Origin of the sequence: Pseudomonas graminis (genome assembly GCF_900111735.1) — a bacterium.
In the GTDB taxonomy this organism is placed as follows: Bacteria; Pseudomonadota; Gammaproteobacteria; order Pseudomonadales; family Pseudomonadaceae; genus Aquipseudomonas; species Aquipseudomonas graminis.
On the sequence record NZ_FOHW01000012.1, the window covers coordinates 19,904 to 44,753 of the forward strand.

Annotated in this window: 20 protein-coding genes, 1 tRNA gene and 1 riboswitch; of the genes, 4 read left to right on the forward strand and 17 right to left on the reverse strand. The window is 62.0% G+C overall.

Translation table 11 applies throughout. The features are described 5' to 3' along the window. Window positions 1-179: 179 nt before the first annotated feature. The 11 genes from BMY98_RS11180 to BMY98_RS11230 form a co-directional block, all read right to left on the reverse strand. Window positions 180-253, reverse strand: a tRNA-Gly gene (locus BMY98_RS11180). Window positions 254-436: 183 nt separating this feature from the next. Then, the gene (locus tag BMY98_RS11185; RefSeq protein WP_074888772.1) at window positions 437-1,321 is read right to left on the reverse strand and encodes an alpha/beta fold hydrolase; all 885 of its coding nucleotides are present in this window, start codon (window positions 1,319-1,321) and stop codon (window positions 437-439) included. 83 nt (window positions 1,322-1,404) lie between these two features. Further along, entirely contained in the window at window positions 1,405-2,097 is a 693-nt protein-coding gene (locus BMY98_RS11190) for a pseudouridine synthase (RefSeq protein WP_074888774.1), read from the reverse strand. Continuing rightward, a complete protein-coding gene (locus tag BMY98_RS11195) occupies window positions 2,087-2,305 on the reverse strand; it encodes a cysteine-rich CWC family protein (RefSeq protein WP_074888777.1) in 219 nt (72 codons plus the stop codon). Before BMY98_RS11195 ends, BMY98_RS11190 begins: the two co-directional genes overlap by 11 nt. A gap of 82 nt (window positions 2,306-2,387) precedes the next feature. After that, window positions 2,388-5,612, reverse strand: a complete 3,225-nt coding sequence (locus BMY98_RS11200; protein WP_083398765.1) for a dermonecrotic toxin domain-containing protein — start codon at window positions 5,610-5,612, stop codon at window positions 2,388-2,390. 350 nt (window positions 5,613-5,962) lie between these two features. After that, a complete protein-coding gene (gene uca / locus BMY98_RS11205) occupies window positions 5,963-9,652 on the reverse strand; it encodes an urea carboxylase (RefSeq protein WP_074888780.1) in 3,690 nt (1,229 codons plus the stop codon). A 136-nt stretch (window positions 9,653-9,788) separates the two neighbouring features. Then, window positions 9,789-10,424: an urea amidolyase associated protein UAAP2 gene (locus BMY98_RS11210; RefSeq protein WP_074888783.1), complete on the reverse strand. Its 636-nt coding sequence runs from the start codon at window positions 10,422-10,424 to the stop codon at window positions 9,789-9,791. 11 nt (window positions 10,425-10,435) lie between these two features. After that, window positions 10,436-11,161 carry an urea amidolyase associated protein UAAP1 gene (locus BMY98_RS11215; protein ID WP_074888786.1) on the reverse strand — a complete coding sequence of 242 codons (726 nt, stop codon included), beginning with the start codon at window positions 11,159-11,161 and terminating at the stop codon, window positions 10,436-10,438. A 12-nt stretch (window positions 11,162-11,173) separates the two neighbouring features. Next, entirely contained in the window at window positions 11,174-11,938 is a 765-nt protein-coding gene (locus BMY98_RS11220; protein ID WP_074888789.1) for an ABC transporter ATP-binding protein, read from the reverse strand. Beyond that, window positions 11,935-12,750, reverse strand: coding sequence for an ABC transporter permease (locus BMY98_RS11225; protein WP_074888792.1), 816 nt, complete (start codon window positions 12,748-12,750; stop codon window positions 11,935-11,937). The genes BMY98_RS11220 and BMY98_RS11225 overlap by 4 nt, the downstream gene beginning before the upstream one ends. Window positions 12,751-12,768: 18 nt before the next feature. Further along, the gene (locus tag BMY98_RS11230) at window positions 12,769-13,836 is read right to left on the reverse strand and encodes a putative urea ABC transporter substrate-binding protein (RefSeq protein WP_074888794.1); all 1,068 of its coding nucleotides are present in this window, start codon (window positions 13,834-13,836) and stop codon (window positions 12,769-12,771) included. 58 nt (window positions 13,837-13,894) lie between these two features. Then, window positions 13,895-13,996: riboswitch (guanidine-I (ykkC/yxkD leader) on the reverse strand. A 277-nt stretch (window positions 13,997-14,273) separates the two neighbouring features. Here BMY98_RS11230 and BMY98_RS27275 point away from each other — a divergent pair. Continuing rightward, on the forward strand, window positions 14,274-14,843 hold the full coding sequence (locus BMY98_RS27275) for a hypothetical protein (RefSeq protein ID WP_074888797.1): 570 nt from the start codon (window positions 14,274-14,276) through the stop codon (window positions 14,841-14,843). 289 nt (window positions 14,844-15,132) lie between these two features. Here the strand turns inward: BMY98_RS27275 and BMY98_RS11245 are convergent, their stop codons facing one another. After that, window positions 15,133-16,245, reverse strand: coding sequence for an enoyl-CoA hydratase/isomerase family protein (locus tag BMY98_RS11245; protein WP_074888799.1), 1,113 nt, complete (start codon window positions 16,243-16,245; stop codon window positions 15,133-15,135). 172 nt (window positions 16,246-16,417) lie between these two features. On the opposite strand from BMY98_RS11245, the gene ung reads away from it, so the two are divergent. Next, window positions 16,418-17,113 carry a uracil-DNA glycosylase gene (ung, locus tag BMY98_RS11250; protein ID WP_074889050.1) on the forward strand — a complete coding sequence of 232 codons (696 nt, stop codon included), beginning with the start codon at window positions 16,418-16,420 and terminating at the stop codon, window positions 17,111-17,113. Window positions 17,114-17,312: 199 nt separating this feature from the next. Here the strand turns inward: ung and BMY98_RS11255 are convergent, their stop codons facing one another. The 4 genes from BMY98_RS11255 to BMY98_RS11270 form a co-directional block, all read right to left on the reverse strand. Continuing rightward, window positions 17,313-18,359 carry an AbrB family transcriptional regulator gene (locus BMY98_RS11255; RefSeq protein WP_074888802.1) on the reverse strand — a complete coding sequence of 349 codons (1,047 nt, stop codon included), beginning with the start codon at window positions 18,357-18,359 and terminating at the stop codon, window positions 17,313-17,315. Then, window positions 18,352-19,866 carry a tripartite tricarboxylate transporter permease gene (locus BMY98_RS11260; RefSeq protein ID WP_074888805.1) on the reverse strand — a complete coding sequence of 505 codons (1,515 nt, stop codon included), beginning with the start codon at window positions 19,864-19,866 and terminating at the stop codon, window positions 18,352-18,354. Before BMY98_RS11260 ends, BMY98_RS11255 begins: the two co-directional genes overlap by 8 nt. Window position 19,867: 1 nt before the next feature. Next, window positions 19,868-20,326, reverse strand: coding sequence for a tripartite tricarboxylate transporter TctB family protein (locus BMY98_RS11265; RefSeq protein WP_074888808.1), 459 nt, complete (start codon window positions 20,324-20,326; stop codon window positions 19,868-19,870). A 74-nt stretch (window positions 20,327-20,400) separates the two neighbouring features. Continuing rightward, window positions 20,401-21,381, reverse strand: coding sequence for a Bug family tripartite tricarboxylate transporter substrate binding protein (locus BMY98_RS11270; protein WP_074888811.1), 981 nt, complete (start codon window positions 21,379-21,381; stop codon window positions 20,401-20,403). A gap of 474 nt (window positions 21,382-21,855) precedes the next feature. Here BMY98_RS11270 and BMY98_RS11275 point away from each other — a divergent pair, with 474 nt between their 5' ends. Both BMY98_RS11275 and BMY98_RS11280 read left to right on the forward strand, forming a co-directional pair. Then, window positions 21,856-22,527, forward strand: a complete 672-nt coding sequence (locus tag BMY98_RS11275; protein ID WP_074888816.1) for a response regulator — start codon at window positions 21,856-21,858, stop codon at window positions 22,525-22,527. Further along, complete coding sequence (locus BMY98_RS11280) at window positions 22,520-23,944, forward strand: sensor histidine kinase (RefSeq protein WP_074888820.1); 1,425 nt, start codon at window positions 22,520-22,522, stop codon at window positions 23,942-23,944. The genes BMY98_RS11275 and BMY98_RS11280 overlap by 8 nt, the downstream gene beginning before the upstream one ends. 18 nt (window positions 23,945-23,962) lie before the next feature. On the opposite strand, the gene BMY98_RS11285 is transcribed toward BMY98_RS11280, so the two are convergent. Continuing rightward, complete coding sequence (locus BMY98_RS11285; protein ID WP_074888823.1) at window positions 23,963-24,784, reverse strand: HDOD domain-containing protein; 822 nt, start codon at window positions 24,782-24,784, stop codon at window positions 23,963-23,965. Between the last annotated feature and the right edge of the window lie 66 nt (window positions 24,785-24,850).

Here is a 24,850-nt window from a genome sequence, read left to right on the forward strand (position 1 = left end):
CTCTGTATCGGCAGCGTGGGTGAAAACTGTTCTGCGGATTTTCAGCAGGGGATCAGTGGTAACGAAAAAGATGCGTGAGAGGGGTTTTAAAGTGGCTTGACCCTGGACAGGTCGGGGAAGGAGGCGCGGTTGCTTAGGAGGTGAAGGGCGGCTGGAAGGCCCGGAAACACTGGAGGAGATGGAGCGGGTAGAGGGAATCGAACCCTCAACTAAAGCTTGGGAAGCTTTCGTTTTACCACTAAACTATACCCGCTTTTAAATCGACGCCTTTGGCGCGGCTGACTTTGTACCAGATGCCGCGTGTTAATTGAAGCGTTATATGCCGCGCCCACCAAATGCCATCTCGCTCACACCTGATTCGCCGTGCACTGCACTCATCAGGCTGCGCAACAGACCCACTGCTTCGCTGTGTTCTGCCCTTTCATCTCCACTCCCGTCACACCGCAAACGCCTGTTGCGACTGACCCGCTCTGTAGTGAACGCGGCGGGGTTCGGGTGCGGGCGTCAGAAACCCCTGCAGCGCGCTTTTCGATGCCAGGCACGCCGCCTTGTTTTCCATGTCCAGAAAGTGCCCGGCATCCTGAATGGTGCTGAAGTGACAGTCGCGGATGTAGTGGGCGAAGTGGCGGGCGTCGGCAGCCGAGGTGTATTCGTCCCATGCGCCGTTCATGAACAGCACCGGCACATTGATGCGCTTGGCCGCTTTCATCTGAGGATGATTGCTCGCGTCCAGCACATGATCGATGTGGTGGTGCATCTGCGTGTACTCGTGCAGATCCAGGGAGCTAACGTGCTTGTGGTTGTAGCGCTTGAACAGCGAGGGCAGGTGTTTGCCCAACGTGCTGTTGAGCAACTCTCCGACGCCGTGACGATTGTAAGAGCCGAAATGTTGCCGGCCGCGCTCGAGGTAATCGCGCAGTGGCTCGCTGATCACGGGCGAAAACGAGCTGATCACCGCTTTTTCAATACGCTTGGGCCGGTGCGCCAAAGCGACCAGCGCCGCCGCGCCACCCCATGAGAACGACATCAGGAGTTCAGCGTTGAAATGGTCGATGAGCTCCAGAAGCAGCTGGCCTTCGAGCTCTTTGGTCAGCGGGCGTTCATGGGTATTGTGGGGTTTTGATTTGCCGGCGTAAGGCGGGTCGTACAGCACGACGTTGAATTGCGGATGAAGGTTGCGCACGGTCTGAGCGAAGGAGCTGGTCGTGGCCAGCGAGCCGTTGACCAGAATGATGGTCTTCTCGGCGGCGTCTGCACGATAGAGCTCCGTGTAAACCCGGAACTGGCCCTGTATATCCAGCACAGCGATTTCTGGCTTCATCTCCATGTCTCCTGACGAAAAAACGGGGTGCGCAGAGACACGTTGCACGGGTTTCGTGACAGGTAGGCAATGGGACGCAGGTTTCAGATCAAGGCGATTTCGTCGGCACTCAGGGCTCTGTACTGTCCGGGCGCCAATGCGGAGTCGAGCATCAGTGGCCCCATGCTTTCACGGTGCAGCCGGGTCACTTTGTTGTCGAAGTGGCCGAACATCCTTTTAACCTGGTGATACCGCCCTTCGACGATGCTCAACCGGGCGCAATGACTGGCAAGAATCGTCAGCTCGGCGGGCTGTGTCGTCAGATCCTCGAACGCGAAATAAAACCCTTCAGCGAATTTCTCGATGTAATGCGCGCCGACCTCGTCTTCGGTTTCGACGTAATAGACCTTCGCCAGTTTGGTGGTCGGCTGCGTCAGCCGCCGTGACCACTGGCCATCGTTGGTGATGAGCATCAGCCCCGACGTATTGAAATCCAGGCGGCCGGCGATGTGCAGGTCGTCCTTGTCCGGTTCATCAAGCAGGTCGAGGACGGTGGGGTGCTGCGGATCGACGGTCGCGCTGACGCAGCCCTGGGGCTTGTGCAGCATGAAATACCGGGCGGGTTTGCCGAGCTGAAGGACTTCGTCGTCGATCCGCACCTGACTGAATTCGCGGACCTCATGCAGCGGGTCTTTTACCGGCAATCCGTCGACCTCCACGCGGCCTGCGATCAGCGCCAGTCGTACATCTTTGCGGCTGAAGCGCGGCAGGTTGCTGAGGAAACGGTCAAGACGCATCGCGACGCTTCGCCTCAACGCCTGCACATTGCGGGCAAAGACACGCCTGTCCACGGACCTCTTCGGGCAGAGCTGCCAATACCGCCGGGTCGATCTCGGCGGTGAAACACCAGCAGGCCTGGTCCACTGTGCGCGGATCAGCCAGGGTGCAGCGGTTACCGGCGCCGCAAACCGGACAGATGCTCGTGTCGATGATGTGAGTGTCCATTTAGGGCGCCGCCTTTGAATGCCGCCAATGCTAGCGCGCTGCCCTGTCTTGCGCCATGAGCATGTGATCTCGGGCAATGCGCCTACGGGGTGATGGGCGACGGCCCCTTGGATGCTACAAAAGAGGGGGAGCGCCCCAGCATTGAACCGACGGCAGGGCAGCGGCAATGCACCAGCAGGATGTTGTCGTAATGAATCCCTTGCCGATGCAACTCCCCGAACAGGTCCTGCAGGGTCGGGTTGGTCATGCCGAACCGGTTGCGCACGGTCAGCACATCCATGGGCGTTGCAGGGAGCGGGCTCGGTAACGGAGGTTGGTGACTGTTGCGCACGATCTGGCAGATGTCCCGATAGCTCTCATAGTGCTCGCTCTGAAATTTCGCCAGGGTGTAGTTCTTGATGCGCCCTGGCAGCGAGGTGCCGGCCATCAGCGTGTCACCCGCCAACAGGTCGGGAAAGGGCCCGACACCCGGGCCGGGAACCGTCTGTGTACTGTTCAGCCTTGCGTATGGCCTTACCGACTGGCTGGCGATGCGGTGCAGCATCGGGTCAACCAGTTCATGGCCGTGGGGCGCGAAGGTTCTCAGTTCAGTGCCATTCGGGATCGCTGTCGTGCGCGTCCATGGCAGGTAGTAGCCATGGCTGCTGACGACCAGCGTGCGGGCCTGGTTCCGGTCTGATGTCCACAGCAGAAACTTGCGCCCCAGCTTCCACACCTGAACCGCTGAAGTGCCGAATTCGGCGTTGCCCGCCACGCTCCACGTCTTCATCAGTCCAGTCCCGTTGAAAAACGGCTTGATCAGCGTCTTGCGCGTCTGGGTCGCACGCCGCAGCCAGTCCCCGAAACGACGGGCAGGCAGAGCGACGTGGCCCCGCGCAGTCTCTCGCCCAATCCCTCGACTCAGAGATGCAGTCGGCGCTGCCAGTTTGCGGAACGCCTGCAAAAGTCGTGGTGTGGCCGGAGCCATGTGCAACAGCCCCAGAGACAGGAGGGCGAACATCACCTGGCGCCGTTCATCCTGGCGGTCGCCGGGAAGGTTGGCGGCCTGTATGCCCAGCGCGACACTCGCGGCGCTGGCCGTCAGCGCCGCTATCGAGGCGGCCGGCAGAACGAGCGCTATCGGTGCCAACAGCAGTTGCAGGCGATCAAGGTGTTGAATCCAGGCGCTGAGTGCCTGTTCGCGGTCGGTCACGATGCTGTCCTCGGCGTCGTACTGGCTGTTAAGGCGCAGGCCCTCACAGATGAATCCCATGGGCGAGCCGGACACGTGATGCTCGCACAGTTGATGCCGTCGGGCGGCATGGGTATCCGGGTGGTACAACGGCTCGGTCCAGGGGCGCAGGATCGAAACCGGTTCTGCGGGCGCACGAACGCCGCCCCACAGTTCTAGGATGTAGCTGAGTCTGGCGTGAAAACGGCACGGCATGTAGTTGAGCACCGTCTCGCGCCATGCAGGGTTAGCGGCTGCGGCCTTCAAATGGCTGATCAGCTGCTGACGATTGCTGAATGCCACGAAGGGCGTGGACTGCCCGGCCTGATAAAGCACGCCGCCTTCCTGGTCGGGAGCGCTGATCATCAGTAAGCCGACGCAGGGAGGGCAGTCGGAACTCAGTGGCAGGCCGTTGCTGACGTATAGCCCTGCAGCGCTCCAGCGGATGCGTGTTGTCCCGAAAGGTGGCGTTTGCGGCAGAGACACCTGCTGAGCCTGCTCTATGGCGCCTATGATGAAGTTGAAGCTGTCCCTGGAAAGTTCGCCGCTCTTGAGGGCCAGCAGCGCCTGGCTGACAAACGTCGACCAGAGCGAGCGCTCGATGTCAGCGCGTTGCTGCTGCCAGAACTGGTCGAGTCGGCGCTGCATGTGTTCGAGAAAGTCGATGCCCTGAATGTACGCCTCGACGGCGGCCGCACTGATATTCAGCTCCGCCTCGGGCGACCACGTCCCCTGGCCGCTCGGGTCTGCATAGACGACCCAGCGACCGCCTTCATCATCGTATCCCTGAGGCCGAAGTGCCCTGAACCGGCGCATCAGTGCCTGACCCAGCGTGACGGGTTTGTCATCCGGCGTGAAGGCGACGTTCGCTGCGGCAATCCGCGCATGACCCCATGGCGTCCTCGATGTGCCGGGCAGGTAGCGGACGAACACCCGCTGCGGGTCTGTGGTCGCCGTGTGGGTTTGCTTCAACGGGACCCGATCGAACCCGGGAGACATCTGCCTGAGCCACTGACCCATGAGCCGGTTTGCAACCCCGAGGGGCGTAGGGAGTCGCGCCAGCAAGGACTCATGGTGTTGCCAGTGATCGAGGGCGCTGACCAATGCCATCGCGGGCTCGATGGGCATGAGCGCCGCATGGTCGTCGTCGATGAATGCGTCGGGTGATTCAACCGCGTCGACGCCCGTCAGTCGTGTAGCCCAAAAGCGTTCCTGGGCGACACGCAGTTGAGCGAACACGTCGTCCGCGGGAGCCGGCAGCTTGAGGAGGGTTTGCGCGCTTTCCAGGGAGAGATTCAGCCGATGCCAGGCCGAGGCGTTGATCGCCTCCAGCACCTTGTCCGCCCTCCAGGGCGCGTCATCGCTGATGTACTCATGGCACTGAGGCGTGCTGCCCAGCACATGAACATAGCAATGCCCCGTGGTGTTGGATCGTACGTGGAAGATACCGGGGATGATCTCGCCGTTCAGCGCCACTCCACATACGATCGAGCGTGCCGGCGGCCTGATCGGCTGCAGGTCCTGAAGGTGTTGCGGGAAACGTTTGAGCCCCAGCGCATCCATCGCCAGCAGATGGCCCTCGTTATCGAGGCGCTTGCGCGAATGCAGACGGGTCACACCATCGAGAAACGCCAGCTTGGCGAGCATCTCCCATGTGTCACCGTGCTGCTCCCAGAACTGACGCTGCACCTGCTCATATTCCAGCGTCCATCGGGCTTCGGTGAGCAGCTCGAAAAACACCGAGACGGTCAGTTTGGGTGTAGAAGCCGACAGGGGGCGATCAGCCTCGGCGCACCGTCGAAGTGCGAGCAATGCTGGCGGGTTGAGTACTTCTCTGGCCAGCTCGCGCAACGTCAGGCGCAGCTCGAAACGCTCCCGGCCGTCGGCCTCCACGGCTGGCTCCAGCGCAGTGCTAAAGCGGATGTGCAGCTCATCGATGTCAAGGGGGGCGCCAAATTGCGCCTGCAGGGTTTCCTGCAGTCTCTGGTCCAGATGGCTGACGATCGGGGGCGGAAATGCCAGATCGAGTTGCCACGCCTTCAGCACCCAGACCGATCCGTACAACAATTCGGCGACCGGGCTAACGGCCTGGCGCATCAGTCTTTTGTGATTGAGCGTGTGAACTTCGGAGGGCGCGACGGCAGCGGGTTCGAGGGGTTGTGCCGGCCGCACTCGCTCCGCGAATGGGGAAACGCTTAAGGCGCTGCCATCGGGGAGAGTGTCGTTGGAAGTGAGATCCAGGCCGCTCGTGGAACAAGAGCTGCTACGGTCGTTCATGAAAAATCGCGCCACGGGGAAAGGTGCCCACTATGGCGCGATGCCGGGTTGCAATGGCGTTAACTATGTATCGCGTATGCCACCGCGTTTTATGCCTGGGGGAAAGCTGCAATCGCTAAGCCGCAAGCCGCAAGCTGCAAGCTGCAAGCCGCAAGGAACAACAGTGCCAATCAGCCTACGTCCAGCACCACCACCCGTTGCCCGGCACGCACCGCTGAGCCAGGCTGCACGCGGACGTCGCTGACCACACCGGCGTGGGGTGCCAGTAACGGAATCTCCATCTTCATCGACTCCAGAATCACCAGCGTTTCCCCCGCTTCGACGCGCTGGCCGACGCTGACCTGCACCTGCCAGAGGTTGCCGGCAATATGGCTGTCGATGCTGGTCTGCCCGCTTTCCAGCGCGGCTTCTTCCGTGGATTCGGCCACCGCTTCGTCGCTCTCGAACGAGGCCTGGCCGTTGGCGATCCAGCGCTCGCGCTCGGCGTTGAACGCACTCTGCTGCTGGTTGCGGAATGCGGCGATGCTCTGTGCTTCATCGGCCAGAAAGGCTTGGTACTCGGTCAGGTTGAGCGTGCTGTGCTCGATCTGCAGCGGGTATCGCCCGAGGGGGAAATCCCGGCGAATGGTCAACAGCTCGTCGGCGCTGACCGGATAAAAACGGATCTGGTCGAAGAACCGCAGCAGCCACGGTTTGCCATCGAACGCCGCCACGGCGCGATAACGGTTCCACATCTGTAAAGTGCGCCCCACGAACTGATAACCGCCGGGGCCTTCCATGCCGTATACGCACATGTACGCGCCGCCGATGCCGACGGAGTTCTCGGCGGTCCAGGTCCGCGCCGGGTTGTATTTTGTGGTGACCAGCCGATGCCGGGGGTCCAGCGGCGTGGCGACCGGCGCGCCGAGGTAGACATCGCCCAGCCCCATCACCAGGTAGCTGGCGTCGAAGACGGTGCGGTGCACTTCGTCGAGGTTTGGCAGGTCGTTGATGCGGCGGATGAATTCCAGGTTGCTCGGGCACCATGGCGCGTCCTTGCGCACGGTGGTCATGTACTTCTCGATGGCCAGCTGACAGGCCGGATCGTCCCAGGACAAGGGCAGATGAACGATACGCGACGGCACTTCCAGATTCTTGCTGGCGCAGACCTCGTCCCACTCGCCGGCGACCACATCGAGCAGCGTCTTCAGCGGCAGTTGCTCGGGCTGGTAATGCACCTGGAGCGAACGAATGCCAGGCGTCAGGTCGATCACCCCGGTCAGCTGTTTGCTTTCCAGCGCCTGCATCAGCGCATGGCCCCGAAAGCGCAGCACCAGATCCAGCTCCGGCGCGCCGATTTCCAGCAACAGATGGGTGTCGCCGGAAAGCCGGGCGACCAGGCGGGTGTCGTCCTTGCCGATGTCGAGCACCACCGGCGAGGTCAACGCTGCACCTTGTGGGAACACAACAGGCGAGGTCAGCGCTGCACCCTGTAGGAGTGAGCTTGCTCGCGAAGACTCTGGTCGAGTCGCTACATAGTCATCGGATGTACCGACCTCTTCGCGAGCAAGCTCATTCCTGCCCAGATCGGTATTCAGTTTCAGCGAGCGGGCGGCTTCGACACTCACCGGATGAAACCTCACCTTGTCCCCGGCCTTGAGCTGCCCCAACTGCCACAGATCCGCCTCAATGATCGTCACCGGGCAGACAAACCCGCCCAGGCTCGGCCCGTCCGGACCGAGGATCACCGGCATGTCCCCGGTGAAATCCACCGCGCCGATGGCGTACGGATTGTCATGAATGTTCGACGGGTGCAGGCCCGCTTCACCGCCGTCCGCGCGTACCCATTCCGGCTTAGGCCCGATCAGGCGCACGCCGGTGCGGCTAGAGTTGAAATGCACTTCCCAGTCAGTGGCGAAGAAGGTCTCGATGTAGCGCTCAGTGAAATATTCGGGAGCGGCGTGTGGGCCATAGATCACCCGGATATCGCGCACGTCCGGCAGCTCGGCGACTTGCGTCGGTTCAAGCCGTTCGCCTGCGCTGCGGTCAGACAATGGCGCGACATGCAACACGTCCCCCGCGCGCAACGCCCGTCCGCCGTGGCCGCCAAACTGGCCCAGAGTAAACGTGCTTTTACTGCCCAGATAATCCGGCACATCCAACCCGCCGCGCACGCACAGATAACTGCGGGCACCGGCGCCAGCGATGGTACCAAGCACCAGCGTCGAGCCTGCCGAAACGAGCGACGATTGATTCATCGGCAGCGCGTCGCCATCCAGCGTCAGCGGAATGACCGCGCCCGTCACGGCAATCACCGCATCGGTGTTGAAGCGCAGCGTCGGCCCGCTCATGGTGATTTCCAGCGCGGCGCAGCCTTCAGCGTTACCCACCAGAGCATTGCCCAGACGCAACGAACGACTGTCCATTGGACCGGACGGCGGCACGCCCACCGCCCAGTAACCCAGACGCCCCGGGTAATCCTGAACGCTGGTTTGGGTGCCACCGCTCAGCACCTCGAATGTGTCGGCACGATAGGTCAGCCCCTCAAGGCACCGCGTCCACGGCTGACCGCTGGCGAACGGCACGTCCGCGAGAATCTGGCGCAAGTAGTCGCGATTGGTCTCGATGCCGTAAAGCCGCGTTTCACTGAGGGCTTGGGCCAGACCGTCGCTGGCCGACGCCCTGTCCGGCGCCCAGCTGATGACCTTGGCAATCATCGGATCGAAGAACGGCGGAATCTCGCACCCGGCCTCGACCCATGTGTCGATGCGCAAGTGTTTGCCGTCGGCGGCGGGCAAGTGCACCGAGGTCAGCAAGCCCGGGCTCGGCTGAAAATCCCGACCCGGGTCTTCTGCGTATAAGCGCGCCTGGATCGCATGGCCGACAGGCTGTAAGCCCGCCCGCAACTTAACGAGCGGCGGCAGATCGCCGGCCGCGAGCTGAATCATCCAGCTCACCAGGTCCACGCCCCAGACCTGCTCGGTCACGCCATGCTCGACCTGCAACCGGGTGTTCACTTCCAGAAAATAGAAGCGCTGATCGTCGCTGTCGAAGACGAACTCGACCGTGCCGGCGCTGCGATAGTTGACCGCTTTTGCCAGCTTGATCGCCGCTGCACACAGTTCATCGGCCATGCCGGCGGGGAGGTTAGGCGCGGGGGTTTCTTCGAGGACTTTCTGATTGCGACGCTGCACCGAGCAATCGCGCACGCCGAGGGCGATCACCTCGCCACGACCGTCGCCGAACACCTGCACTTCCAGATGGCGGGCACGCTGGATGTACTTCTCGATGAACACGCCGGCATCGCTGAAGTTGTTCTGGCCCAGTCGTTTGACGGCCTCGAACGACTCGCTCAGTTCGCTGGCGCTGCGGCACACGCGCATGCCGATCCCGCCGCCGCCCGCCGTGCTTTTCAGCATCACCGGGTAGCCGATGGTTTCGGCAGCGCTCAATGCGGCTTCAAGGCTGTCCAGCAGTTCGGTGCCTTCGAGCATCGGCACGCCGTGCTGTTTCGCGAGGGCGCGGGCGGTGTGCTTGAGTCCGAAGACCCGCAGTTGCTCGGGCGTCGGGCCGACGAAGGCGATGCCGGCGTCTTCACAGGCCTGGGCGAAGGCCGCGTTCTCCGACAGGAAGCCGTAGCCCGGATGAATGGCTTTGGCGCCGGTGGCTTTGGCGATAGCCAGAATCTTGTCCACCGCCAGGTACGTGCCGGCGGCGCCACCTTCGCCCAAACTGTGGGCTTCGTCGGCTTGCAGGATGTGCAGACTGGCAGCGTCCGCTTCGGCGTACACCGCGACGCCGCCGACCTGCAGGTCGCGAAGGGTACGCAGGATGCGGCAGGCAATCGCGCCGCGGTTGGCAATCAGCAGTTTGTCGAACATGGCATAGACCCCGGGGATCGATAGCGATCAACCCCACACTGGGTAGCGGGCCGTCCCGCTGTGGTACGCGTTGCACGAAGGCCGTCCCTCGCGCCGAAGCCTTGAAGCCCTGAACACTTGAAAGTGTGGTCAGCGATCAGTCCCAGACGAGCAGTTCCGCCGGCGTGGGGTTGTAGCCGTTGCAAGGATTGTTCAGCTGCGGGCAGTTGGAAATCAGCACGATCACGTCCATCTCGGCGCGCAGTTCGACGTACTTGCCGGCGCCGGAAATGCCGTCTTCAAAGGTCAGGCCGCCGTCCGCCGTGACCGGTACGTTCATGAAGAAGTTGATGTTCGGGCCGATGTCGCGCTTGCCCAGTCGACCGTCATGGATGCAGGCGCGAAGGTAGCTGTCGCGGCAGCTGTGCATGTGCTTTTTCTCCAGCGCGTAACGCACGGTGTTGCTCTCCTGGGCGCAGGCGCCGCCGAGGGTGTCGTGGCGCCCGCAAGTGTCTTCGACGATGGTCAGCATCGGCTTGCCCAGGTTCGAATACAGGACGCTGCCCTTGCTCAGGTAAACGTTGTTCTGCCGGCGCAGCGTACGTTGCACGTCATAGCGTTCGCGGGGGTTGGCAAGGCTGTAGAACAGCGTGTCGACCGCCTGATTGCCTTCGAGGTCGAGCAGGCACAGGGTCTGCCCGGCCTTGAGTTCGGTCAGCGATGGCTCGCCCGCCGGGATGTGGGTGATGGAAACGGGGGCGTTCGTGTGGTGATGAGAGTGTGCAGTGCTCATGGCGAAACTCCTCAGGCGAACAGGCGATCGGTGTTGATGAAGCCGCGCACGTTTTCTTCGCGGGACGTGCGGCAGCGTTCGGCGACGCTGGGGTCGGCCTTCATCCAGCTCAGCTGGACCGGCTGCGGTGCGTACTCGGGGTTGGGGTCCATCGGGTGTTGCAGGGCCGTCATGACCACCAGTGTGTCCATCGGCGCGTACAGCTCGATGCTGTCGCCCGCTTTCGAATTGCCCGGGACGAAGGCCAGCGCGCCGTGATCGTCGACGTTGACCCGGCTGAACAGGTTCAGCGTCATCAACAGATCGGAAAGCCCCAGGCCCCACTTGCCCATCTCCACCAGCAAGTTGTCAGCGCCGTTGCGGAAGAAGCCGTTGCGCAGTTCCTGGTAGCGGCCCTGGCCGTATTTTTCGCTGACCTCTTCTGCGCACAGCACGCCGCCGATGCTGTCGCTCCAGCCGCAGGTGTCAGCAGTGATCGCGGCCAGTACCCGACCCATGTCCGAATACAGGCAGTGACCGGTGGTGAGCTTGGCGGTGTGTTGGCATTTGAGGCTGTCGGGCAGGTTCAGGCGCTCGGTTTTTTCATGGGCGTTGAACATCGTCAGGCTGACGTTGGCGTTGCCGTTCAGATCGGTCAGACGCAGCAGTTCGCCTCTTTTGAGCACGAACGACAGGTGGCCGCCGCCTGGCAGGAGTTCTTCGGCGAACACGGGAAACAGCGGGGTTGATTCAGTCATGGTCAATGTCCTTCAAACCGTTTTCAGCGAATCGAGCGCCACGCGGGCGGCGCGACGATCGCTGTTCAGGGGAATGTCGTAAGTGATGCGCGCGCCATAGGCGCCGGGGGCGTGGGGATCGATGCGGACCTTGTCGAACACCAGCAGTCGAGTGCCGAGGTTGAAGCCTTCCGACAGGTCATGGGTGACCATGAACACCGTCAGCCTGGTTTCGCGCCACAGCTCCAGCAGCAGGGCGTGCATGTCCTTGCGGATACCGGGATCGAGCGCGCCGAACGGCTCGTCGAGCAGCAGAACCCGAGGTTTCATGATCAGCGCCTGGGCGATGGCCAGACGCTGCTGCATGCCGCCCGATAATTGCGTCGGGTACTTGTCCAGCGCGTGATCGAGGCCGACCTTGTGCAGCAGCGCCGCCGCCTGTTCGCGGGCGTCACGCTTGGCGGCACCGAACAGCCGCCCGAGCAACCCCGAGCGGGGCAATTCGAGGCCCAGCGCAACGTTGTCCAGCACCGACAAGTGCGGGAACACCGAATAGCGCTGAAAGACCACGCCTCGGGTCGAATCCGGTTCCTTCGCCAGCGGTTCGCCGTCCAGCAGAATCGTGCCTTTGCTGGCGACTTCCTGGCCCAGCAGCAGGCGCAGGAACGTCGATTTACCGCAGCCCGACGCGCCCACCAGCGTGCAGAACTCGCCTTCGGCGATGCTCAGGTTCAGGCCTTCGAGCACCACCTGGTCGCCGTATTGCTGCCAGACGTTTTTGACCGAAATAAAGCTCATGGGCGCGCCCCCTCGTACCACGGGAACGCCTTGCGCGTGAGCGCTTTCAGGCCCCAGTCCATCAGCCAGGCGAGGAGGGTGATCCACACGACGTAAGGAAGAATCATGTCCATCGCCAGATAGCGCCGCACGAGAAAGATCCGGTAACCCAGCCCGTCGGTGGAGGCGATGGCTTCGGCCGCGATCAGAAACAGCCACGCCGATCCCAGCACCAGCCGCAGGGAGATCAACAGGCGCGGCAGCAATTGCGGCAGCACCACCCGCAGGATCAGCGTCCAGGTCGAGGCGCCCAGGGTTTGCGCCTTGATCAGCAGCTCGACCGGAATCTCCCGGGCGCGCTGCTCCAGGTCACGGGCCAGCACCGGCGTGATGCCGATGACGATGAGCATCACTTTCGATAGCTCGCCCAGGCCGAAGACGATGAACAGGATCGGCAGAATCGCCAGCGGTGGCACCATCGACAGCACCGTCAGCAACGGCGACAGCGGCGCGCTGAACAAGGGCAGCACCCCCGACGCGATGCCCAGGCACAACCCGACCACGGCGCTGATTGCCAGGCCGATTGCCAGACGCTGCAGACTGGCGCCGGTGTCCTGCCAGAGCAGGTATTCGCCGGTGCGTTGATCGGGCACGAACGCCACCCGTTTAATCGCATCGGTCATCTGCACGGCGCTGGGCAGCAGCTTGTCGTTGGGGTTTTCCGTCAGCCGCGTCGCCGAGCCCGTGAAATAGGCAAACAGCAACAGGGCGAACGGCAGGAGCACCAGGATCAATCGACTGGCGCGATCCGGGCGGCGGTTTATCAGGCGCATGGCAAAGACCTTTGGTTGTTACAGCTTGGCGTCGGCAGCCATCTGCACGTAGCTCGGGTCGAAATGCAGCTTGAGGTTGGCCTTGTCGCCTTCGGTCACGCCGCCTGCGAAGGTCATGCCGACCGCGCTGGCGTCTCTGGCACCTTCGCCGAGCAGGCCGTGGTCGAAGGAGAAGTCAGCGACCTTGCGCATGGTCGTCGGCAGCTGCTTGCTGGTGACGAAGTCCAGCGCTTCCTTGGGCGTGGCGAACAGCTTGGTGGTGTCCAGCTGCGACTGGAATCCGGCCAGATCGGTGCCCGACGCCTGGGCCATGTGCTCCAGTGCGGCTTTCGATTCGGCGGATTTGGCGTTCATCAGCGCCACCACTTCAAACCACGCGCCGGTCAGGGCTTTACCCAGTGCCGGGTTGTCTTTCAGGGTCTGGGTGTTGACCACCATCATGTCCATGATCTCGCCAGGGATCTTGCTGGAATCGAACACTTCGGTGACGCCGGGCTTGGCCTTGATCTCCGAGAGCATCGGGTTCCAGGTGGTGACGGCCTTGACCTCGCTGGTGTTGAAAGCAGCGGCGATGTCGGCGTCGGAGGTGTTGACGACTTTCAGGTCTTTTTCAGTCAGGTCCACCGAGTCCAGCGCGCGGGCGAGCAGGTAGTGGGACACCGACAGCTCCACCAGATTGACGTCCATGCCTTTGAGGTCGGCAACTTTTTTGCCGTCGCCCTTGAGGACGATGCCGTCGTTGCCGTTGGAGAAGTCGCTGACCACCAGCGCCGTGCTTTCAACGCCACCGGCGGCGGGGATGGTGAGGGCGTCCATGTTGGTCATGGTGCAGCCATCGAACTGGCCGGCGGTGTATTGATTGATCGATTCGACGTAGTCGTTGAGCTGGGTGACCTTGATGTTGATGCCGTACTTCTTGGCCCACTTGTCGACGATGCCCTGAGTCCCTGCGTATTCCCATGGCATCCAGCCGGCATAAATGGTCCAGCAGACGTCGAAATCTTTTTTCGGAGCGGCGGTGGCCGAGAGGCTCAATGCCGCGAAGACGCCTGCGGTGAGCAGACTGAACAGACGGGACTTTTGCATGGGGTGTCTCCAGTAGCGAAAAGGGCGGTCAGGAGTACGGCGACACCACTGGTGTCCTGTCTCCCGGGCTTTTATCCCGCCGTGTAACCTCTACTGGAGGTCGCCAACTCTCGGACCAGCCACTCGCTAAACGCGAGCCGGAACCCTAGTCGGCTATTGCAAATTGTGGTGCCGCGAACCTGAGATGACTCCTGCACACCCTCTTCCAAGCGAGAGTTGTGCCAAGTTGCGCAAACCCTTGTGGCGCCTGAGTCGGGAAGACGTTTGGGTTTTTACGAAGGGCCAAGTGTGCACTGATGCAGGGCGCCGTCTGGCGCCTCGGTACCGCAGTGGGGCACTAGGTCTGCAATTCGCAGTCTCAGTTAACGTTCTCTGCAGTTTCGGGAACGCCGACCAGCGCCGCTGGTTCGAGCTCTACCGCGGTCCGGGAGGCCGCCATGTATCGACGATTGCTTACCGCTTTGATGACGTTGTCCCTGGCAGGTTGTTACGGAGGTTATTACGAATCAGAAAGCTATACGCAGCCGATCTATAGCAGTAGCTACAGCAGCGGCTACGTGTACGACAGTTATCGCCCGGTCGCTCCGGCGTATTCCGGAGGGGCGGTGTACTACTCCTCTCCGCGTTATTACTCGGCGCCTCGCTATTACGCGCCGCCCCCACGTTATTACGCTCCACCACCTCGTTATTACGGGCCCGGATACGGCGGTGGGCGCCCCGGTTACGGTGGTCGCCCGGGTTACGGTGGCGGCAACTGGAATGGTGGGGGGTACCACGGCGGGGGTGGCTACAACGGTGGCGGCAACGGCTATCGTCCACCGCCCCCAGGTCCGAGACCCGGAGGTGGCTATGGTCCCGGCCCCGGCAGTGGCTGGCATGGCAATCCCGGCGGTGGCGGTGGCGGACCACGTCCCGGCTTTGGACCCGGTGGCTCGGGCGGCGGTCACCGAGGAGACGGCGGTTTTGGTCGTGGCGGTCACGGCGGACCGGGTGGCGGCAATCGCTGAGTCACAACAAAACGGCGCTCCGAGGAGCGCCGTTTTTTATGGGATTGGATTCATGACCCTTGTTAAAGGGGACTTACTGTTAAAGGGGACTGATTTATTTACAACGCTTTACCGTAAATTAATCTGTCCCCTTCTCCTGAAAATCAAATAAATCAGACCCCTTTTAATACGTGACGCTTTCCCGGCTAAAGCCGGTCCCACAGGGAGTACGCATTCCAATAGTGGGACCGGCTTCAGCCGGGAAGAGGCCGGTGTGGGCACCCCAATATTTGTGGTGTGAATTAAAGCCTCAATACTCCGACAAATCCGCCAGCGGGTGCCGGCCTTCCCAGGCTTTTTCGAAATGCGCGTCCACTACCGCCAGAGGAATGCTTGAAATGTCCTGCCAGTGCCAGTGGGGCTTTTGATCCTTGTCGATCAGCCGTGCACGCACGCCCTCTGCGAATTCGGGATGTCGGCAGCAGTTAAGGGCCATGGTGTATTCCATCTGAAACACCTCAGCCAACGACAGATGCCGCGCCCGTTCGATCTGTTCCCAGACCAGATGCGCCGTCAACGGGCAGCCATCGGTCAGGGTTTTCGCCGCCTTGGCCAACAACAGGTCATCGGCATTCACTTGATGTTTCAACGCCTGCCAGGCGCTTGGCGCGTCAGCCACATCCAGCAGTTCATCAAGGGCCTCGCGACGAGGCAGCCATTGCGCGGCAGGCATCTGATCCACTGCCTCCATCTGCAGCGCTCTGAACAGACTGGTCAGTTGCACTTTCGTCTGCTCCTGCCAATTGAGCTGCAGCAGCCGGTCGATCATTTCTTCCTGCTGATCGTCCAGCAGAAAGCGATCGGCGAGCCCTAGATCCAGCGCGTCACGGCCGTTAATGTGCGCGCCGGTCAACCCGAGAAACAGCCCCAATTTGCCCGCCAGCCGCGACAGGAACCAGCTGGCGCCGACGTCAGGAAACAGGCCGATGCTGATCTCCGGCATCGCCAGCCGGCTGCCTGGCGTGACGACACGGATGTTCGCCCCTTGCAGCAAGCCCATGCCGCCGCCCAGCACATAGCCGTGACCCCAGCAGATCAGCGGTTTGGGATAGGTGTGCAGCGTGTAATCCAGTCGATACTCCGCCGCGAAAAACTGCGCAGCCAGCGGCGGAACCGCGCCGGGCTGACCGCTCCCTGCCTCGACCAGCGCACGCACGTCGCCACCGGCGCAGAAGGCTTTTTCGCCATTGCCGCGCAGCAACACGCAGACGACTTGCGGGTCGCTGGCCCAGTTGTTTAGCCGGTCCTGCAACGCCAGAATCATCGGCAGCGACAGGGCGTTGAGGGATTTTTCCGCATCCAGCGTGGCGATGCCCAGGCGGGCGCCGTCCGTTGCGGTGAGCTCTTCAAATTGCAGATTCATCGTGACCTCTTGTCAGTGGTACGGGGATCTATCGAGAGTTGTGAGTCCCCTCGACGCCCGGAAGTTGCAAACCGGCGACTGTGAACGAGTGTAGGAAAGCGCACCGTGCGCTGCGCTGGAAATAATCAGCCACAGTCCCTAAAGTTGCGCATTGTTTCTGCCGGATCACACCATGACAAACGACGACCGCATCAAACTGGAGCCCAGCTGGAAGCAGGCCCTGCGCGACGAGTTCGAAAAACCTTACATGGGCGAGCTGCGCGAATTTCTGCGTCAGGAGCATGCGGCGGGCAAGGAAATCTATCCGCCGGGGCCGCTGATCTTCAATGCCCTCAACTCGACCCCGCTGGATAACGTGAAAGTGGTCATCCTCGGTCAGGACCCTTACCACGGCCCCAATCAGGCCCACGGCCTGTGCTTCTCGGTGCAGCCCGGCGTGCCGGCGCCGCCTTCGCTGGTCAACATCTACAAAGAGCTCAAACGTGACCTGAACATCGACATTCCCAACCACGGCTATCTGCAATCGTGGGCCGAGCAGGGCGTGCTGATGCTCAACACCACGCTCACCGTCGAGCGAGCCAACGCCGCGTCCCATGCCGGCAAAGGCTGGCAGCATTTCACCGACAAGATCATTGAAACCGTCAGCGCCCAGCAGCCCCATTTGGTGTTCCTGCTGTGGGGCGCCCATGCCCAGAGCAAGAAGAAGCTCATCGATGCATCCAAACACCTGATCCTGACCGCCGTGCACCCGTCGCCGTTGTCGGCGTACAAAGGGTTTCTCGGCTGCGGGCATTTTGGTCTGGCGAACAAGTTTCTGGAGCAGAACGGCCTGGCGCCTATCGAGTGGCGATTGCCAGCCAGCGTATGACGCAAATGCTTCGTCCGCCGCGAATTTTCTAGGAGCGCGCCCAATATCTGCGCCTGCCGCAGATCCCCATGTAGGAGCGTGGCTTGTCCCGCGATCGGCCGGGAACCGGTCGTGGAATGGGTGCATGGGGTGGATCAGGGAAGAAATCGATGGCTGTTGTGCTGCCGCTGCGCGCCAGGTCGCGGGACAAGCCACGCTCCTACAATTTTTTGCCTGCGCAGGCCTTGCGATCCCAATACCGAAACAGCGGCTCGGCGAGAAACAACACAAACAACAGCCTCATCACTTGCATCGCCGTCACCAGCGGCACCGACAGTTGCAGCACCTCCGCCGTCAGGCTCATTTCTGCGATCCCGCCCGGCATCATCCCCAGCGTCAACGAGCGCAAGTCCAGATGGGTCAAAGCGCTCAGCCCCAGTGCGCACAACGCCGCGATGCTCATGGTCAGCGCTGTCCCCAGCAACGTGCGACCAATGAACGACGGTGCACGACGAAAGAACGCGCGGTTGAAGTGGCAGCCCAGACCGCTGCCGATCAGCCACTGCCCCAACTGACTGCCACCCTGTGGCAGGCCGATGTGCAAATCAAAACTGACGCTGATCACCGCGCTGATCAGCAACGGCCCGAACAACCACGGATTGGGCTGTTTCAACCGCTGCCAGCCCCAGGCCACCAGCGCGCCCAGCGGAAACAGCAGCATCAGCCACCGCCAATCCAACACCGTCGCATGGGAAGGCGGGCCGCCGTCGCCCATCAAATACTTGAAGATCGCCGGTACGCACAGCACCACCGCGAGCACCCGCAGGCTCTGCCCGGCGGCGACGTTGCTGAGAATCGCGCCGTTGCGTGCGCCGAGGTTGACCATCTCGCCCGAGCCGCCGGGCATGCTGGAGAAGAACGCCGTGGCGCGGTCCTCGCCGGTGCGCAGCATCAGCCACACGCCGACGACGCTGGAGACACTGGTCACCAGTGCGCCGATGAAGATCAGGCCAAAGTGGGAAAGGACTTGTTCGATGACGACGGGTGTGAAGTGCAGGCCGATGCCGATGCCGACCACCCATTGGCCGCATTTGCGGCCGCCGGGTATTTCAGCCAGCTGCCAGGGCGTGAGGCAGCGGATCAGTATGATCGCCAGTAACGAGCCGACCATCCAGGGCAGTGGCCAGCCGACCTGACTGGCGAGAAATCCCCCCAGCAGGCCAACCAGCGGTGTTCCCCACCATGTACTGAAGGGTCGATCAGACATCGGCCAGCGCGCGACGCTGCCTGGAGCGCTTGCGCCAGATGCGGATCAGCGGGAACACCAGCATGAACGCCGTTCCGACCCACATGCCCAGGGTGATCGGGCTCGACCACAGAATTTCCAGGCCGCCGTTGGAAATCGACAACGCACGGCGCAGGTTCTGCTCCATCAGCCCGCCGAGGATGAACCCCAACAGAATTGGCGACAGCGGGAAATCCAGCTTGCGCAGGATGTAGCCGAAGATGCCGATGCCGACCATCAGGAACAGGTCGAAGGTGGTGGCATGCACCGCGTAGACGCCGATCCCGGTGATGATCGCGATCACCGGCACCAGTGCCCAGTTCGGCACCGCCAGAATGCGGGTGAAGATGCGGATCATCGGAATGTTGAGGATCACCAGCATGATGTTGGCGACGAACAACGACGCGATCAGGCCCCAGACGATGTCCGGTTGCTGTTGAAACAGCAGTGGCCCGGGCGTGATGTTGTACAACGACAGGGCGCCGATCATCACTGCGGTGGTGCCCGAACCCGGAACGCCCAGCGTCAGCATCGGCACCAAGGCGCCGCAGGCCGCCGCGCCGATGGCAGTTTCTGGCGCTGCCAGACCGCGCATGTCGCCCTGGCCGAATTTGCCGCTTGCACCGGCGATTCGTTTCTCGGCCATGTAGGTCACGGCGCTGGCCAGCGTCGCGCCCGCACCTGGCAACACGCCCATGATGAAACCCATCAGACCGCAACGGATGTTCACAAAAAAGACCGAGCTGGCTTCCTTGACGTTGAACATCATGCGCCCGGTCGCTTTCACCGCTTCCTGACCGCGATGGGTCTTCTCCAGCAACAACAGGATTTCGCTGATCGAGAACAGGCCCAGCACCAATACGACGAACTGAATACCGTCCGCCAGATGGATGTTGTCTCCGGTGAATCGGTACACGCCGCTGTTGGCGTCGATGCCGATGCTCGACAGGAACAGGCCGATCAACGCCGCCACAAACGTCTTCAGCGGTCGATCGCCGGCCATGCCGCCCAGGCACACGATGGCGAACACCATCAGCACGAAGTATTCCGCCGGCCCGAAGGCAATTGCCCATTTCGCCAGCAGCGGCGCGAACATGACCATGCCGCAGGTGGCGATGAGCGCGCCGATGAACGAACTCCACGCCGACAGCGACAACGCCACACCGGCCATGCCTTGGCGTGCCATCGGGTAGCCATCCAGCGCGGTCATGACGGTCGATGCTTCACCGGGGATGTTCAGCAGGATCGAGCTGATGCGGCCGCCGTACTCGCAGCCCAGGTACACCGCCGCCAGCAGAATCAATGCTGACTCCGGCGGCAGGCCCAGGGCGAAGGCAATCGGGATCAGCAGCGCCACGCCGTTGATCGGTCCCAGGCCCGGCAGCAGGCCGACGACGGTGCCGATCAGCGTGCCGGAAAGGGCGGTAATCAGGTTGTAAGGGGTCAGCGCGACGCCGAAGCCCTGGCCAAGATAGCCGAGAGTGTCCATATCAGTTCTCCAGAACGTCGAGCAGGCCGAGAGGCAGGGGCACATCCATCACTTTGTCGAACAGCACGTACAGCGCGATGCTCATCAACGTGATGATCACGACACTCGGCAGCCAGCGGCCGCCGTACAAGCGCGCCATGGGAATGCCGACCAGGATGCTGCTCAATACAAAGCCCAGCGGCTCGAACAACCCGGCGAACACCAGCAACAACACGGTGCAGATACCGATCTTGATCAGCGTTAGACGGTCCAGTGCAGGCTCTTCCTCGGAATGCACGATCGGTGTCGGACGGATCGCCATGTACAGCAGCGAGATGCCCATCAGCGCCAGCATCAGCAGCGGGAAAGCGCGGGGGCCAACGGGTTCGTAGGAAAACGGCGCCTGATAAGGCCATGCCATCATGGCGAGGCCGATACAGACCAGCAGCAGCACGACGGCGAAAATGCGTTGTATAACCATGGAAAGCTCCCGGATCACGCCACCGCGCAGGCGGCGCAATCCTTAGTCAATCGAGTACGCTTCGATGGGTTCAGTCACTGAATCAGGCCGAATTCCTTGGCCAGCGTTTTGTACTCGGCGACGCGGGTTTTCACGTACTTGTCCAGCTCTTCACCGGTCATGGCGAACGGGAACAGCTCACGCTGATCGCGCAGCTTGGCGAAGTCTTCCGAGGCCAGCAGCTTGTCGAATGCCGCTTTCCACCAGTTGTATTCCTCGTCCGACACCTTTGGCCCCAGATAGAAGCCGCGCACCACCGGCCAGACGATGTCGTAGCCCTGTTCCTTGGCGGTCGGAATGTTCTTCATTTCCGGCTCGTCCAGACGCTCTTCAGAGAACACTGCCAGCAGGCGCATGTCGCCGCTGAGAATGTGCGGCATGGAGTCGGAAATGTCGGTGGAGCCCACCTGGATGTGGCCGCCGAGCAGGGCAGTGGCGATTTCACCGCCGCCTTCGAGAGCGACGTAACGCAGTTCGCGCGGGTTGATACCGGCCGCTTTGGCGATGAGTGCGGTCTGCATCCAGTCCTGGCTGCCTACGGTGCCGCCGGAGCCGATGACGACTTTGCCAGGGTCGGCTTTCAGCGCTTTAACCAGATCGTCGAGGTTCTTGTAAGGCGAGTCAGCCTTGACTGCGATCGCGCCGTAGCTGGTGCCGACGGCGGCCAGCCAGCGCACGGCGTTTTCATCGTAACGGCCGAATTTGCCCTGTGCCAGGTTCAGCAGCGAGCCGCTGGACCAGGCCACCAGCGTGCCGGCGTCGGCAGGGCGCTGGGCTACCACCGCGTTGTACGCCACGGCGCCGACGCCGCCTGGCATGTAGGTGACGCGCATTGGTTTGGAGAGGATTTTCTCGTTGATCAGCGCGCTCTGCGCCAGTTTGCACGTCAGGTCGAAGCCACCGCCGGGGGAAGCCGGCGCGATGCATTCAGGACGATTGGGCTCGGCGGCCCACAATTGGGTGGCCATCAGCATGCAGCTGGCGGCAACGCTGATATGTCGCAACGATAGGTTCATGGTCCGTCTCCAGAGGAGTTGTTGTTTTAATGGGGGTAGGCGGTCGTACGTTTGTCAGGCAGTCGTCTCACACCCTTTAGATGGAGTGGGCCGACAAGATGCGGACGTGACAAAACACCGCGCAACAGGGCTGCGAGGTGAACAGTAAACACAACGGGGTTCAGGCGGCACGAGGGCCGAGGATTGCAGTGAGGGCATCACTGATGACTCCGATATTGTTTTTATTGTTGAAAACGCATCAAGGCGTTTTTCGTCACGACCCTGGCATCAGCAGCGTCACGCGGGACGCGATCGTGACAAGTCGTAACGGGATCCTAATCAGCGAAGCTTTCGTGAACCTTTCAACTACCTTTCAGGAAGCTTTCAACTGATCCGCCTCAAGGGCAGGAGGTGGCTGTTCCCGCGCGCCGGACCTTCACAGACGACGGCGCCCCTGTAAACTCCGCTCATAAAATGCTCACTGGGGAGAAGTCGATGCGTGTCCTGCTCGTCGAAGATCATCTGCAACTGGCTGAAAGTGTCGCGCTGGCCCTCAAGAGCAGCGGCATGACCGTTGACGTTCTGCACGACGGCGTCGCAGCTGATCTGGCCCTGAGCAGCGAAGAATATGCTGTGGTAGTACTGGATGTCGGCTTGCCGCGCATGGACGGCTTCGAAGTGCTGGCGCGTCTGCGGGCGCGGGGCAAAAACACGCCAGTGCTGGTGCTGACCGCCCGCAGCGACGTCAAGGACAGGGTCCACGGCCTCAACCTCGGCGCCGACGACTATCTGGCCAAACCCTTCGAACTGTCCGAGCTGGAAGCGCGAGTCAAGGCGTTGCTGCGCCGCAGCGTACTCGGCGGCGAACGCCAGCAACGCTGTGGCGAACTGGTCTACGACCTCGACACGCGCCGCTTCACCCTCGGTGAAGAGCTCCTTACGCTAACGTCCCGCGAGCAAGCGGTGCTTGAATCACTGATCGCCCGCCCCGGCCGGGTGATGAGCAAGGAGCAGCTGGCGGCGCAGGTGTTTGGGCTGGACGAAGAGGCCAGCGCCGACGCCATCGAAATCTACGTGCACCGTCTGCGCAAGAAACTCGATGGCCACCCGATTGCGATCGTCACCTTTCGGGGGCTGGGTTATCTGCTGGAAAGCCGGGATGCTTAATCCGTTTCCTTCAGCGGAAAACAGCCTGCGCTGGCGCTTGCTGTGGAACCTGGGCTTGCTGCTGGTGGTGCTGATGATCGCCAGCGGCATGAGCGCCTACTGGAACGGACGCGAAGCGGCAGACACCGCTTACGATCGCACTTTGCTGGCCTCGGCACGGACCATCGCCGCCGGGTTGTCGGAACGCGACGGCACCCTCAGCGCGGACGTGCCCTACGTGGCCCTGGACACCTTCGCCTACGACAGCGCGGGCCGTATCTACTATCAGGTCAACGACATCAACCAGAAGCTCATTTCGGGCTACGAAAACATCCCCGCGCCGCCGCCGGGCACGCCGCGCACCGACGCTTACCCGGCCCTCGCCAAGTTTTACAGTGGCCGTTATCAGGGCCAGGACGTGCGGGTGGTCAGCCTGCTCAAGGCCGTGAGCGAGCCAAACATGAACGGCATGGCCGAGATTCGCGTCGCCGAAACCGAAGAAGCGCGGGTGGATATGGCCCAGGCGCTGATGGCTGATACGCTGTTGCGGCTGGGCATGCTTGGCAGCGGCGCGTTGTTGCTGGTCTGGTTCACGGTCAGCGCCGCGTTGCGACCACTGGACCGGCTGCGCACGGCGGTGGAAGAACGCCAGCCTGACGATCTGCGCTCATTGCCGTTGGTCGAAGTGCAGCACGAGTTGCGCCCGCTGGTCAGCTCACTCAATCACTTCACCGAGCGGCTGCGCATGCAGTTCGAGCGCCAGGCGCAATTCATCGCCGACGCCGCCCATGAATTGCGCACGCCGCTGGCCGCATTGAAGGCGCGACTGGAGCTTGGGTTGCGTGATCAGGAGCCTGCGGCATGGCGCAACACTTTGGAAAGCGCCGCCTCCGGTACCGACAAACTGACCCACCTGGCCAACCAGTTGCTGTCGCTGGCGCGCATCGAAAACGGCGCGCGGGCCATTGCGGAGGGCGGCGCGCAATTGCTCGACCTCAGCCAACTGGCGCGCGAGCTGGGCATGGCCATGGCGCCGCTGGCCCACGCCCGGGGTGTGGCGTTGGCTCTGGAAGCCGACGAGCCGGTGTGGATGCGCGGCGAACCCACATTACTCAACGAGCTACTGAGCAATCTGGTGGACAACGCCCTGGCTCACACCCCGGCGGGCGGCAACGTGATCTTGCGTGTTCACGCGCCGTGCGTGCTCGAAGTCGAGGACGACGGCCCCGGCATCCCGGCCCACGAACGCGAACGGGTGTTCGAGCGATTCTACCGGCGCAATCAGCAGAGCAAGGGCTCCGGCCTGGGGCTGGCGATTGTGGGAGAAATCTGCAGGGCACATCTGGCGCGCATCACCTTGCATGACGGCGCTCAGCGGGGCTTGAAAGTAAGGGTGAGTTTTATGGTGCCGGAGTCGGGGCTGGTGGGACTGGTTTGACCGGTTAGGCGAAGGCAATCAGTACAACAGCGTCATCGCCTGGTTCATCTCATTGATCAGCCCGCCGTCGGCCATGTTCAAACCCAACTGCGCCACGGCCGGCACTGACTGAAAATGCAGGTTCGGGTAAGGCGTGCCGTTCATCTCATGAATATGAATCGTCGCGACCTGCACCAGATCCACATAATCGGCCTGATTCGAGACACGGCTGAAATTCTGGAACTGCCGAGGCACGCTCGCCAGGTTTTCCGGGAAATCCCATGAACGCAGCAGCCGCTCGCCGATGATCGGATGGATGCGTTCGATCACGTGATTGAGGCTGATCGGGTCGGAGAGCAATTCGTAATTGTCCTCGGCGTACGTCAGGATCGGCAGCACGCCGATCAGGTGGATCAGCCCGGCGAGGGTGGCCTTGTCAGCCTTGAGGCGCGCACTGCGGTAACTGAGCACGTTGCTGACCCCGGCCACCTGCATGCTGAGTTTCCAGATGTCGCGCATTTTGGTTTCGATGACGTCGGACTTGGCGTGAAACATTTGCTCCACTACCAGCCCGATGGCCAGGTTACAGCTGTAATTCACGCCAAGACGCCGAACCGCCGTCAGCACGTCGCTGACTTCAAAGTTTGGCCGCAGCAAAGGGCTGTTGACGACTTTGATCAGCCGGGCGGACAACGCGGTGTCACTGCCGATGACCTTGCTCAGCGCCGCAATGGAGATTTCCGAATCTTCCGCCGCCAGGCGGATCTTCAGTGCAACTTCGGGGAGAGTTGGCAGAAACAGAGCATCCTTGTCGATCGCCTTGATCAGATCCCTCTGCACTTCGTCAGCCATGCTACTCATATTGGATCTCTGGACATTGCATTCCGGCCAACGGCCGTCCACTCAGTGGTCCGGCGCTGGAAACTA

Coding starts and splice junctions, on each gene's coding strand:
- BMY98_RS11285 (WP_074888823.1), bottom strand. CDS start 24,784: ATGAGTAGCATGGCTGACGAAGTGCAGAGGGATCTGATCAAGGCGATC.
- BMY98_RS11255 (WP_074888802.1), bottom strand. CDS start 18,359: ATGTCTGATCGACCCTTCAGTACATGGTGGGGAACACCGCTGGTTGGC.
- BMY98_RS11210 (WP_074888783.1), bottom strand. CDS start 10,424: ATGAGCACTGCACACTCTCATCACCACACGAACGCCCCCGTTTCCATC.
- uca (WP_074888780.1), bottom strand. CDS start 9,652: ATGTTCGACAAACTGCTGATTGCCAACCGCGGCGCGATTGCCTGCCGC.
- BMY98_RS11260 (WP_074888805.1), bottom strand. CDS start 19,866: ATGGACACTCTCGGCTATCTTGGCCAGGGCTTCGGCGTCGCGCTGACC.
- BMY98_RS11245 (WP_074888799.1), bottom strand. CDS start 16,245: ATGAATCTGCAATTTGAAGAGCTCACCGCAACGGACGGCGCCCGCCTG.
- BMY98_RS11265 (WP_074888808.1), bottom strand. CDS start 20,326: ATGGTTATACAACGCATTTTCGCCGTCGTGCTGCTGCTGGTCTGTATC.
- ung (WP_074889050.1), top strand. CDS start 16,418: ATGACAAACGACGACCGCATCAAACTGGAGCCCAGCTGGAAGCAGGCC.
- BMY98_RS11275 (WP_074888816.1), top strand. CDS start 21,856: ATGCGTGTCCTGCTCGTCGAAGATCATCTGCAACTGGCTGAAAGTGTC.
- BMY98_RS11215 (WP_074888786.1), bottom strand. CDS start 11,161: ATGACTGAATCAACCCCGCTGTTTCCCGTGTTCGCCGAAGAACTCCTG.
- BMY98_RS11195 (WP_074888777.1), bottom strand. CDS start 2,305: ATGGACACTCACATCATCGACACGAGCATCTGTCCGGTTTGCGGCGCC.
- BMY98_RS27275 (WP_074888797.1), top strand. CDS start 14,274: ATGTATCGACGATTGCTTACCGCTTTGATGACGTTGTCCCTGGCAGGT.
- BMY98_RS11220 (WP_074888789.1), bottom strand. CDS start 11,938: ATGAGCTTTATTTCGGTCAAAAACGTCTGGCAGCAATACGGCGACCAG.
- BMY98_RS11280 (WP_074888820.1), top strand. CDS start 22,520: ATGCTTAATCCGTTTCCTTCAGCGGAAAACAGCCTGCGCTGGCGCTTG.
- BMY98_RS11185 (WP_074888772.1), bottom strand. CDS start 1,321: ATGAAGCCAGAAATCGCTGTGCTGGATATACAGGGCCAGTTCCGGGTT.
- BMY98_RS11190 (WP_074888774.1), bottom strand. CDS start 2,097: ATGCGTCTTGACCGTTTCCTCAGCAACCTGCCGCGCTTCAGCCGCAAA.
- BMY98_RS11230 (WP_074888794.1), bottom strand. CDS start 13,836: ATGCAAAAGTCCCGTCTGTTCAGTCTGCTCACCGCAGGCGTCTTCGCG.
- BMY98_RS11270 (WP_074888811.1), bottom strand. CDS start 21,381: ATGAACCTATCGTTGCGACATATCAGCGTTGCCGCCAGCTGCATGCTG.
- BMY98_RS11200 (WP_083398765.1), bottom strand. CDS start 5,612: ATGCGCCAGGCCGTTAGCCCGGTCGCCGAATTGTTGTACGGATCGGTC.
- BMY98_RS11225 (WP_074888792.1), bottom strand. CDS start 12,750: ATGCGCCTGATAAACCGCCGCCCGGATCGCGCCAGTCGATTGATCCTG.